This window comes from Lentisphaerota bacterium, assembly GCA_016873675.1.
Lineage (GTDB): Bacteria > Verrucomicrobiota > Kiritimatiellia > RFP12 > JAAYNR01 > VGWG01.
Genome location: VGWG01000086.1, coordinates 1 through 11,005, shown reverse-complemented (window position 1 = coordinate 11,005; position 11,005 = coordinate 1). Strand labels below are relative to the sequence as shown.

The following is an 11,005-nucleotide window of genomic DNA, read 5'->3' as shown; positions in this document are numbered from 1 at the left end:
CAGGCTGTCGCGCACCATGCCTCGGGCGATCGCCGCCATATCGGGAATGATCTCGAATGGCTTGAGTTGCGGCATCTTCAGCAGGTGTTCGGCCTTCTGTACGATGTTCACCGCCTCGTCCGCGAGGCGCTCCAAGTCGGAGTTCGTTTTGACCGCGCCAATGATGAAGCGCAGGTCGCCGGCCGCCGGCTGGTGCAAGGCGGTCAGGGTCAGGCAGATCTCGTCGATCTCGATCTGCATGTGGTTCACGAGCTCTTCACGCTCGTAGACCGGCTGGACCGCATGCTCGTCACGCTCGACCACGGACTTGACCGCGTCGGCGATCATCACCTCCGCCAACGCGCTCATTTTCATGAGATGGCTCTTCAATCCCTGCAACTGCTCGTCAAAATGCCTTTTCATATGCACCCGCCTTATCCGTACCGTCCGCTGATGTAGTCCTGGGTTCGTTTATCCCGCGGCGCGGTGAATATTCCAGCCGTGTCGCCGAATTCTATCATTTCGCCCAGCAACATGTAACCCGAATAATCCGAGATGCGGGCGGCCTGCTGCATGTTGTGGGTCACGATCACGATCGTGTACTTCAGCTTGAGCGCGAGCATCAGTTCCTCAATGCGGGCGGTGGAGATGGGGTCCAGGGCCGAGCAGGGCTCGTCCATCAGGATCACCTCCGGTTCCACCGCAATCAGGCGCGCCACGCACAGACGCTGCTGCTGATCCAGCGGCAGCGACAACGCGGGGTCCTGCAGCTTGTCCTTGAGCGGGTCCCACAGCCAGGCCGCCGTGAGGCTGCGCTCGACGATCTCCCCGATCCGGTCGCGGTTGCACAGGCCCGCCACCCGGAGCCCGAAGGCAACGTTGTCGTAAATCGAGAGTGGGAAGGGGTTGGGACGCTGGAAGACCATGCCGACGCGCTTGCGCAACGCGCAGACGTCGGTCCCCGACGAATAGATGTCCCGCCCTTCGAGCCGGATGGATCCGGTGACCCTGACGCCCGGGATCAGGTCGTTCATGCGGTTCAGGGTGCGCAGCAGGGTGGACTTCCCGCAGCCTGACGGCCCGATCAGCGCCGTGATGTGCCGTGTCTGAACCTCCATCGCCACCTGTTTCAGGGCGTGGAAGTCGCCATAAAAAAGATCCAGATTTCGCACGCTGATGACTGTGTCTGTACTGCTCATCCGAACCTGCCCGTCACGTATTCGTTGGTCCGGCTATCGTCCGGGACCGTGAAAATCTTCTCGGTCAATCCGCACTCGATCAGCTCGCCCATCAGAAAAAAAGCCGTGTCGTCCGCCACGCGCGCCGCCTGCTTGGTGTTGTTGGTCACGAGGATAATCGTGTACCTCTCTTTCAGGACCGTCAGCGCATCCTCGATCTTGGCGGTCGAGACGGGGTCCAAACCGGAACACGGCTCATCGAGCAGGATCACCTCCAACTCCTCCATCGCCAGCACGCGCGCCAGGCAGAGCCGCTGTTGCTGCCCTCCGGAAAGCCGCAGCCCGGACATCGGCAGGCGGTCTTTGACCTCGTCCCAGAGAAAAGCCGACTTCAGGCTGCGTTCGACGATCTCGTCCAGCCGCGCGCGCCTGCGGATTCCCGACAGCCGCGGCCCGTAGACCACGTTCTCATAAATGCTCATCGGCAGCGCCACCGGCAGCGCGAACAGCATGCCCACCCGCTTGCGGAGGGAGACCACATTGAAGGAGGGGTGATAGAGGTCCTCCCCGTCCAGGAGCATCTGTCCCTCGACGTGCATCTCCGGCACGAGGTCGTTCAGCCGGTTCAACGCTCGCAGGAACGTCGTTTTTCCAGAACCGGCGGGGCCGATCACTCCGAGGATCCGATGGTGCCGTATGTCCAGCGTGATTCCGCGCAGCGTGTTCTCCCTGCCATGGAAGACCCGGAAATCGCGGGTGGCGATCTTGATGGCAGACGGCTCGCTCATTTGGACCTCCTGGCGATGAAGCGGTGCATCAGGGTGTAGGCCACCAGGTTCACCAGAAGGACGGTCAGGATCAGCACGGCGGCGGTGGCATAGGCGTTCTCGTTCGAGATGCCCTCCCGCGCCAGAATGTAGAAATGCACCGACATCGTCCGCACCGAATCGAAGACCGTCATCGGCATCCGCAAGGAGGAACCCGCAGTGAAGATGACCGCCGCTGTTTCGCCGATCGAGCGGCCGATCCCCAGAATCACGCCGGTGACGATGCCGGGCAGGGCGTTCGGGAGCACGACCTTGAGCACCGTCTCCCACCGCGTCGCCCCCAGAGAGAAGCTCACCTCGCGGTAGGCGTTCGGCACCGAGCGGATGGCCTCCTCGGACGTGCGGAGAATCGTCGGCAACACCATGATTGCCAGCGTCAGCGCGCCGGAGAGCAGGCACCATCCCATCTTCAGCTTGACCACGAAGAAGATGAAGCCGAACAGGCCGAAGATGATGGAGGGGATGCCCGCCAGACAGTCCGTGCCGAACCGCAGCGTTCGCGTGAACCGGGTTTCCTGGGTGTATTCCGTCAGATACACCGCCGTGCCCAAGCCCAGCGGAAGGGCGATGGTGATCGCCAGCAGCGGCAACAGGAACGTCCCCACCAGCGTCGGGAAGATGCCGCCGGATTTCCCCATGTCTTGAGGGGATGAGAACAGGAAGTCCAAGCTGACGCCCGGCAGGCCCTTGCTGAGCACGAACACGATCACGAACACCAGGATCACCAGCGTCAGCAGCGTGGCCGCGCCCAGAATCGTGACCGCCAGAGCCTGCGTGACCTTCGGGGAGACTCTCATTTGTTAGCCCCCCGCCTCTTGAGCGTCGCACGCGCGATGCTGTTCAGAATCATAATCACCACGAACAGCACGACGCCCGTCGCGAACAGCGCCTCACGCGCCATTCCGGTGGCGTTCGCCATTTCCAACGCGATGTTCGCCGTCAGTGTCCGCACCGGGTCGGTGACTGCGTGAGGCACCTTCACCGTGTTGCCCGCGACCATGATGACCGCCATGGTCTCGCCCAAAGCCCGGCCCATGGCCAGAATGATGCTGGCAATGATTCCCGAACGGGCCGCCTTGACCGTCACCATATGCACGCTCTGCCAGCGCGTCGCGCCGAGCGCCAGCGCCCCCTCGCGATAGGAGTTCGGCACCGCGCCGATGGCGTCTGAGGAGATGCTGATGACCGTGGGCAGCACCATGATCCCGAGGATCACCGCCGCCGCCAGAAGCGAAAGCCCCGGGCCGCCGAAATGTTCCCGGATGAATGGCGCCAGCACCATCACGCCCAGAAACCCGAACACCACCGACGGGATGCCGGCCAGCAGCTCGATGGTCGGCTTGATGACCCGCATGACCGGTGGGGGCACGAATTCGTTCAGAAAGATCGCGCCCGCGACCCCCAGTGGCGCGCCGATCAGCATCGCGCCCAGCGTCACGTACAGGGAGGCCACGATCATCGGGTAGATGCCGTACTGTCCGGCCTGCGGGTTCCAGGTCGAAGAAAACAGAAAGTCAGAGATTCCCACCTTCAGCATGAAGGGGAATCCCTCCTTAAAGATGAAGACCGCGATCAGCAGCAGACTGGCCAGCGCCGAGAATGCCACCACCGTCAACACGCCCTTAACCGCTGTTTCACTGTTGAATTTCATGAGCCTTCAGGGACAGGGACGACGTGTGACTCAGTTTGCCCGGATCAGGCCGTTCTGGTGCAGCAGATCCTGGGCCTCCGCCGTGAGCAAGTAGTCCAGAAATGCCTGGCACGCCGGACGCGCGTCGGACCGATAGACCAGGAACACCGGACGAACCAGCTTGTAGTCGCCCGACTGGATGTCCTGCTCCCCACAGGAGAAGCCATCCACCGTGACCGGCTTGATCTTCTCGTTGATCAGACCGTGTGAAAGATAGCCGACCGCATTGGCGTCGTTGGCCACGGTCTCGCGGATGGTCCCGTTCGAATCTTGAATGAGCGCATCCGCCGTCAGCGTCACGCCGCCGATAATCTGCTCGAAGGACGAGCGCGTGCCCGAGCCCGCCTCGCGCGAGATCACCGCGATCGTGTGGTCCGCCCCGCCAACCTCATTCCAATTCCTGATTGTCCCGGCAAAAATACCGCGCACCTGTTCCAAGGTCAGCCCCGTCAGGGTGTTCGCCGGGTTGACCACCACGGCGATGCCGTCGCGCGCCACCACAATGCTTTTCAGGGCGTCGGCCTCCTTGGGAAGCTTCACGAGGTCGGCCATGCCGATCTGCGCCGCGCCCGAAAGGGCCGACTGGATGCCCAGCGCCGAGCCGCCGCCCTGAATCGTGATCGCGACATCGGGGTGCGCGGCCATATAGTGGTCGGCCAGTTTCTCGGCAAAGGGCTGGAATGCGGTCGACCCCGCCAGGGTGATGCCTTCGCGCGGCTTGCCGCATCCTGTCAGCAACACGATGCTGGTGAGCAGACCGATCACAAACAGGGCTGAGCGCATCGTCCTCATAGTCTGGGTCCTTTGTTGTTGGCAGGGGTTCTGCGGCGGTGAAAACGAGTCAATTACGGAGCGATCCGATGTTCCAGCCTGTCGCCATCCAGCGTTGCGTGCGCGACAGACTGGCGGGGCGCGCTTGCTTGATATGCAAGCCGGGGTAGTTTGACACGGCGCGCGCGGTTTCGCAAGGCAAAAGAGGGGCGAAAAATCGGGGCGGGTGCGATTCAACGGTGTAGAAATTTCACAGGAGCCAGAAGTCAGAATCAAGAAGTCAGAATTTGAACGCGGATTCTCGTTGGGTTGACGGTTCACGCGGGGCATGCTACCGTTTGCCTGTGTCGGCGGAGCGGGCTGTTCCCGCGTCCGTTGGCTGGGAGTGCCTGGCGCGCGTGATCACACAACCCCGTTGGATGGTTATCGGTCTGGTTCTTTGCCTGCTGATCCCCGCGCTGGCGGTGATGACCGGCCAGAACGGGTTTTTTTGGCCCGCGACGGCGACGGAACTGGATCGGGTCTTGCTGCAGATCCGCATCGGCCGGGTTGCCGCCGCTCTTGTCGTCGGAGCGGCGCTGTCATGCGCTGGCGCGGTGCTGCAGGCGGTGTTGCGCAATCCCCTGGCCGATCCCTACGTCTTGGGCGTGAGCAGCGGCGGCGCGGTGGGGGCGACGCTGGCGATCACGCTGGGACTGGCGAGCCACACGGTTCTGGCGCTTCCGCTCACGGCCTTTGCCGCGGCGATCATCACCCTGACCGTTGTCTTCCGGCTGGCCTCGCGCCATGGCGACACCTCCGTCCACGGGTTGATCCTCAGCGGCGTGGTCGTGAGTTCCATGCTGTCGAGCGTGCTGATGGTGATTCTTTCTTTTTCCCGCAATGATCGGCTGCACGGCATTCTTTGGTGGATGCTGGGGAACCTGCAGATCAACGACATGCGGGTGCTGGCGGGCTGCGCCGGCTGCTGTGCGGTGGCGTGTGTGGCGGCGCTGGCGCTGGCACGCGACCTGAATGCGCTCACGCTGGGCACGGAAATGGCCCATAACCTCGGCGTGCGCACCCGTTTGGTCGTGTGTTGCGCGCTCGGAACCGCCACTCTGGCCGCCGCCGCCGCTGTGGCGCTGGCGGGACTTATCGGCTTTGTCGGCCTGATCGTCCCGCACGCCGTGCGCCACGTGACCGGCTCCGACCACCGTCGCCTGCTCCCGGCTGCGGCTCTGGCGGGCGGCGCGTTTCTGGTTGTGTGCGACACGGTCGCCCGATCGCTGATGCCCGGGCAGGAGATTCCCGTTGGTGTGATCACAGCCCTGACCGGCGGGCCATTCTTCCTGATCCTGCTCCGCCGCCGGCGGGAGGGCTGGATCGCCTGACCCCGCAAAAGCCCTGCACCGGGCCCGCACACCATCGGGCGTCAGCGGGCCAGCGCGGCATCGAGAATCTCCACCGGAACCTCCACGCCGGTCTGGACGGCGCCGATGCGGAGGGGAAGGGCGAAGCGGACCGTTCCGGCAACCCGCTTTTTGTCGAGCCGGATCGCCCGAAGACAGGCGGCGCGGTCGAGCCCGGGCGGCAGGTCGACCGGGAGGCCGAGTCCACCGAGCGTGGCCGCCAGCCGTCCGGCCAGACCCGTATCGGCCAGCCCCAGGGTTTCGGCGATGCGCGCCTCGGCGACCAGGCCGATGGCCACCGCCTCCCCATGGCCGATCGTGAACTGCATGGCTTGCTCGACCCCATGGCCGATCGTATGGCCAAGGTTGAGGGCGGCGCGAATCCCTTTCTCGTAAGGATCCGCACAGATCGTGCGAACTTTAACGGCGAGGGCTCGCGCGACAAACGCCGCGTCGCTACGGATCGTCTCGGGCCGACCCGCGAGGGCGGTGCAGGCATCGAACAGTTCGGGATCATCAATCACGCCGTGCTTGACCACCTCGGCCAGCCCCGCGCGGATCTCGGCGACGGGGAGGGTGGCGAGGGTGGCGGGATCGGTCAGAACCAGCACGGGCGGATGGAAAGCCCCGACGAGATTTTTGCCTTCCGGGAGGTCGGCGCCGGTCTTGCCTCCGAGGGAGGAGTCGGCCATGGCGAGGAGGGTCGTTGGCAAAACGGCCCAGCGGACGCCGCGAAGCCAGGTGGCGGCGGCAAACCCGGTCAGATCGCCGACCACGCCGCCGCCGAGGGCGATGAAGAGTCCGCCGCGGTCGATTCCCGCGCGTTGCGCCGCCCCCCAGATCGCCTGAACCGTGGCGAGGGTCTTGTGCGTCTCACCGGCCGGGAGGGTGGTCAGGGTGGGGGAGAAGCCCGCAGCCCGCAATGACGCGATCACGGTTGCGCCGTAAAGCGGCGCGGTCGCAGTGTCGGCGACGACCATTGCGGGGCAGGGGACATGCACCGCCGCCAGCAGATGCCCGGCGCGGGAGAGGCTGCCGGTCGCGACACGAACGTCGTAGGGCTCGCCCATCCCGCCGACGTGGTACAGACCCAGCAACGCCTGGAGGTTGCGCACGTTCATTCGGGGCAGGGCATTGGTCACGGTAAGCTGCAACGCGAATGAATCATAATGGGGCTTGCGATTCTCCAGCAAGGCGGCGAGGTTCGCCCCGGCCGACGCGCTGGCGGCGGCGAGGAGGGGACGGGTGCCGGGTTGGGACGCCGTTCGGATGGCGAGGGTCTCGGCCGACGCGCGCAGGCAGACGATCCGGCCGGCGGCCTCGGCGCAGGCGCGATTGGCCTCGGCCAGCAGGGCGCCGCCCCCGAGGGCGACAACGGCCCGCGGCTCGCCGCACACCGCCTGAAGCGCCTGGGTTTCGCGGAGTCGGAACCCCGGCTCGCCAACAGCGGCGAATAGCTCTGGGATGGTCTGGCGCGCGGCCTTAACGATCCGTTCGTCGAGATCGACAAACGGGATCTCCAGCGCGTCGGCAAGGGCCCGGCCCAGCGTCGATTTGCCAGACCCCGGGGGGCCGTAAAGAAAAAGGTGCTCAGGGGTGTCTGTTCTGATCATGGGGATGCCGGCCAAAAAACCTTCGGTTCTGCTGAGAGGCGGAGCGAGGCGATCGTAAGGGAACGGAGCTGCTCAAAGCGGGGACGCATTTCGTCGAGCGAATCGCCCCCGAGCTTTTCGAGGAGGGCTCGGGCGATCACGAAACAAATCACCGCTTCGAGGACGACCACCGCGCGAGGGACGGGACAGGTGTCGGAGCGCTCATATGCGGTGGCTGAAGCCGCCCCGTTCGCGGCGAGGTTGACCGATGTCTGGGGGGTGATCGTGGTCGGAATCGGCTTCATGGCCGCGCGGATGAGGATCGGCTGGCCGTTGGAAATGCCGCCCTCAATGCCGCCGCAGCGGTTGGACCCGCGGATGATGCGGCCGTCTTCGCAGTGGACCGCATCCTGCGCGGTCGTTCCGGTGCGGGCTGTGTTGGCAAAGGCGTCGCCAATTTCAAACCCCTTCATCGCGGGGACGCCCAGCACAGCGGCGGCGAGGCGACTGTCGAGTCGCTCCTCCCACGTGGCGTACGAACCGAGGCCGGGCGGACAATGGAGCGTCACCACCTCGATGACGCCACCGAGGGTGTCGCCTGCCTGTCGCGCCTGCAGAATCGCCGCGTTGATCGCTTCTGAGGCGCGGGGATCGGGGCAGGAGGTCGCGGCGGCGCGCGCACGGGTGATCCGCTGTTCGAACGAGACATCGTCAAGTTGGGCGGCGACGCCGCCAATGGCCGTCACGTAACCGCCAACCCGGATGTCGAATGTGGCGAGCAGGGCGCGACAGACCGCGCCGGCGGCGACGCGGGCGGCGGTTTCACGAGCCGATGCCCGCTCGAGGGCATAGCGGAAGTCGTCAAACCCGTATTTGATTGCGGCGGAGAGATCGGCGTGTCCGGGACGCGGGATCGTGAAGGCAGGCACCGCGCGGCCCTGCCAATGGGCGTGATCGCGGTTGACGATCTGCAGGGCGATCGGCGCGCCGGTGGTGCGCCCGTTCATCACACCGCCGAGAATGCGCGGCCTGTCGTTCTCGATCCCGTCCGCCAGCCGCGGCCCCGTGCCGCTGCCGGTCTGGCGACGGCTCAGGTCGCACGCGAGGGAGTCCTCGGTGATCATAAGGCCGGCGGGAACGCCTTCCAACACAGCCGTCAGGCAGGGACCGTGCGATTCCCCGGCAGTGATAAAACGCAGCGCCATACTCATGCTCCCTTCGTGCGTGCCGAATGGGGGGCCTTCAACCGGCCACACCGACAGCCGGGAGTTTAGGACAAGCCCTTCCCGAGGTCAATCATCCAATTGCACGATCCCTTCGGACACCTCAGACGGCAGGGTGTTCAATGCTTAAGCAGGCGCTGCCGTCCGCCGTTTGCGCGGACAGCAGTCGCACGTCCAGCACACGACCTTCTCTATTTCTTCGCGGCTGCCGCCAGGCGCGCCTTCAGGGCTGCCAGTTCCTGCTTCAAGGCGTAAGGAATGCGGTTCCCGCACTTGGCGTAGCTGTCCTCGACCGAGGTGATCTCCTGTTGCCAGCCCGCGATGTCCACGGCCAGCAACTCGGTCAGATCGGCCGCCGTCACGGTGGAGCCGGTGAGATCCAGCTCCTTCGGTGAGGGCATGATGCCGATCGGCGTCTCGACGCCTGCAACCTTGCCGTCAATCCGGTCGCAGATCCACTTCAGCACGCGGCTGTTCTCGCCAAAGCCCGGCCACAGCCACTTGCCGTCCGGCGTCTTACGGAACCAGTTGACGAAGTAGGCCTTGGGCAGCTTCGACGCATCGGTCCGCAGAGGCATTGTGAGCCAGTGCATCAGGTAATCGCCGACGTTGTAGCCGCAGAACGGCAGCATGGCCATCGGATCGCGGCGGACAACGCCGACCGCGCCGATATTGGCTGCGGTGGTCTCAGAGCCGGCGGCCGATCCCATGAACACGGCATGCGTCCAGTTCAACGCCTCGTTCACCAGCGGGATCGTCGTCGGCCGGCGACCGCCAAACAGGAACGCGCTGATCGGCACCCCGGCGGGATCTTCCCACTCCGACGCGATGACCGGGCACTGCTTGGCTGGCGCGGTGAAGCGCGCGTTGGGATGGGCCGCCTTGACCGCTTTGCCCTCTTTGTCCTTCATGGCGGGCGTCCAGTCGCACCCCTTCCAGTCGATGGCGTGCTGCGGCGCAGGCACGCCCATGTCTTCCCACCAGATGTCGCCATCGTCCGTCAGCGCGCAGTTGGTGAAGATGGTGTTTTTCTGGATCGTGCGCATCGCGTTTGGATTCGAGTACATCGAGGTGCCGGGCGCCACGCCGAAGAATCCCGCCTCGGGGTTGATCGCGTACAGGCGGCCATCCTCGCCGATTCGCAGCCAGGCGATGTCATCGCCGACGGTCTCGACGGTCCAGCCCGGCAGGGTCGGCTCCATCATGGCCAGGTTCGTCTTGCCGCAGGCGCTCGGGAAGGCGGCGCAGATGTAATGCACCTTCTTCTCCGGAGAGGTGAGCTTGAGGATGAGCATGTGCTCGGCCATCCACCCCTCGCGGCGGGCCAGGGAGGAGGCGATGCGCAGCGCGAGACACTTCTTGCCCAGCAGCGCATTGCCGCCGTAGCCGGAGCCAAAGGACCAAATCGCCCCCTCCTCGGGGAAGTGGGCGATGTATTTCTTCTCGATCGGGGCGCACGGCCAAGTGCTATCCTTCTCGCCATCCTTCAGCGGCGCGCCGACGGAGTGCAGGCACGGAATGAATGTGCCGTGTTCGCCCAACGCCTTCAAGACCTCCGTGCCGACGCGGGTCATGATGTGCATGTTCACCACAACGTAGGGGGAATCCGTGAGCTCGATGCCGATCTTGGCCACGGGTGAGCCCAGCGGACCCATTGAGAACGGGATCACGTACAGCGTACGGCCCTTCATGCACCCCGTGTACAGCGCGCGCATCTCGGCCTTCATCTCTGCGGGATCGCGCCAATTGTTCGTCGCCCCGGCCTCCTCTTTGCTCGTCGAGCAGATGAAGGTGCGATCCTCCACGCGGGCCACGTCCGAGGCGTGCGAGCGGGCCAGATAGCAACCCGGGCGCTTCGCGGGGTTGAGCTTCGTGAAGACGCCTGCAGCGACCATCAATTCACACAGATCATCGTATTCCTTCTTCGATCCGTCACACCACACCACGCGGGCCGGTGTCGTCAGTTTTGCAAATTCGGAAACCCAATCGATCAGCTTCTGATTCTTTGTCGGAACGTGCATCGTCTCTTCCTCTCAATCGGTTAACGGCCCCTGTTTTCGCACGTACCCCATGCGGCAGACGGCATAAGAAATAGCGCGGAATGATATCGCATTCTCTTGCGTCGGGCAAGCCCAAAAAAACAGCCCAAAAAACATAATGGGTCGCTTACACCGTGACCGCCACCGCAGGCACCTGCTTCGGTTCCGCGATCCTTCAGATCAACGGGGCTCCTACCCTCCCCGCGCCGGTAATCACCCCCGCAGGCGGCACCTTCAGTCAGCCCCAGACCGTCACCATCACCCCGGCGGTCTTCGCTCCCCTCACCAACACCCCCGGCTGGCGCACCGGCGTCA

Annotated in this window: 11 protein-coding genes; 2 read left to right on the top strand and 9 right to left on the bottom strand. The window is 64.7% G+C overall.

Annotated elements, in window-relative coordinates; translation table 11 throughout:
* The 6 genes from FJ222_09905 to FJ222_09880 all read right to left on the bottom strand — a co-directional run.
* The coding region (locus FJ222_09905; GenBank protein ID MBM4164735.1) for a phosphate transport system regulatory protein PhoU at nt 1-402 on the bottom strand (402 nt) is incomplete at its 3' end.
* A gap of 11 nt (nt 403-413) precedes the next feature.
* On the bottom strand, nt 414-1,178 hold the full coding sequence (gene pstB, locus FJ222_09900) for a phosphate ABC transporter ATP-binding protein (GenBank protein MBM4164734.1): 765 nt from the start codon (nt 1,176-1,178) through the stop codon (nt 414-416).
* Nucleotides 1,175-1,945: a phosphate ABC transporter ATP-binding protein gene (locus FJ222_09895; GenBank protein ID MBM4164733.1), complete on the bottom strand. Its 771-nt coding sequence runs from the start codon at nt 1,943-1,945 to the stop codon at nt 1,175-1,177. The genes pstB and FJ222_09895 overlap by 4 nt, the downstream gene beginning before the upstream one ends.
* Complete coding sequence (gene pstA / locus FJ222_09890; protein MBM4164732.1) at nt 1,942-2,781, bottom strand: phosphate ABC transporter permease PstA; 840 nt, start codon at nt 2,779-2,781, stop codon at nt 1,942-1,944. Before pstA ends, FJ222_09895 begins: the two co-directional genes overlap by 4 nt.
* Nucleotides 2,778-3,635, bottom strand: a complete 858-nt coding sequence (gene pstC, locus FJ222_09885) for a phosphate ABC transporter permease subunit PstC (protein ID MBM4164731.1) — start codon at nt 3,633-3,635, stop codon at nt 2,778-2,780. The genes pstA and pstC overlap by 4 nt, the downstream gene beginning before the upstream one ends.
* Nucleotides 3,636-3,665: 30 nt before the next feature.
* On the bottom strand, nt 3,666-4,775 hold the full coding sequence (locus FJ222_09880; GenBank protein MBM4164730.1) for a phosphate ABC transporter substrate-binding protein: 1,110 nt from the start codon (nt 4,773-4,775) through the stop codon (nt 3,666-3,668).
* Nucleotides 4,776-4,843: 68 nt separating this feature from the next.
* Here FJ222_09880 and FJ222_09875 point away from each other — a divergent pair, with 68 nt between their 5' ends.
* On the top strand, nt 4,844-5,818 hold the full coding sequence (locus FJ222_09875; protein ID MBM4164729.1) for an iron ABC transporter permease: 975 nt from the start codon (nt 4,844-4,846) through the stop codon (nt 5,816-5,818).
* Nucleotides 5,819-5,859: 41 nt separating this feature from the next.
* Here the strand turns inward: FJ222_09875 and aroB are convergent, their stop codons facing one another.
* The 3 genes from aroB to FJ222_09860 all read right to left on the bottom strand — a co-directional run bounded on the left by aroB (nt 5,860) and on the right by FJ222_09860 (nt 10,672).
* Nucleotides 5,860-7,449 carry a 3-dehydroquinate synthase gene (gene aroB / locus FJ222_09870; GenBank protein MBM4164728.1) on the bottom strand — a complete coding sequence of 530 codons (1,590 nt, stop codon included), beginning with the start codon at nt 7,447-7,449 and terminating at the stop codon, nt 5,860-5,862.
* Entirely contained in the window at nt 7,446-8,633 is a 1,188-nt protein-coding gene (gene aroC, locus FJ222_09865; protein MBM4164727.1) for a chorismate synthase, read from the bottom strand. Before aroC ends, aroB begins: the two co-directional genes overlap by 4 nt.
* Nucleotides 8,634-8,842: 209 nt before the next feature.
* Nucleotides 8,843-10,672: a phosphoenolpyruvate carboxykinase (GTP) gene (locus FJ222_09860; protein MBM4164726.1), complete on the bottom strand. Its 1,830-nt coding sequence runs from the start codon at nt 10,670-10,672 to the stop codon at nt 8,843-8,845.
* Between the two features lie 152 nt (nt 10,673-10,824).
* Between FJ222_09860 and FJ222_09855 the strand changes: the two genes are divergently transcribed.
* Nucleotides 10,825-11,005: hypothetical protein (locus FJ222_09855; protein ID MBM4164725.1), on the top strand; the 181-nt coding region annotated here is incomplete at its 3' end.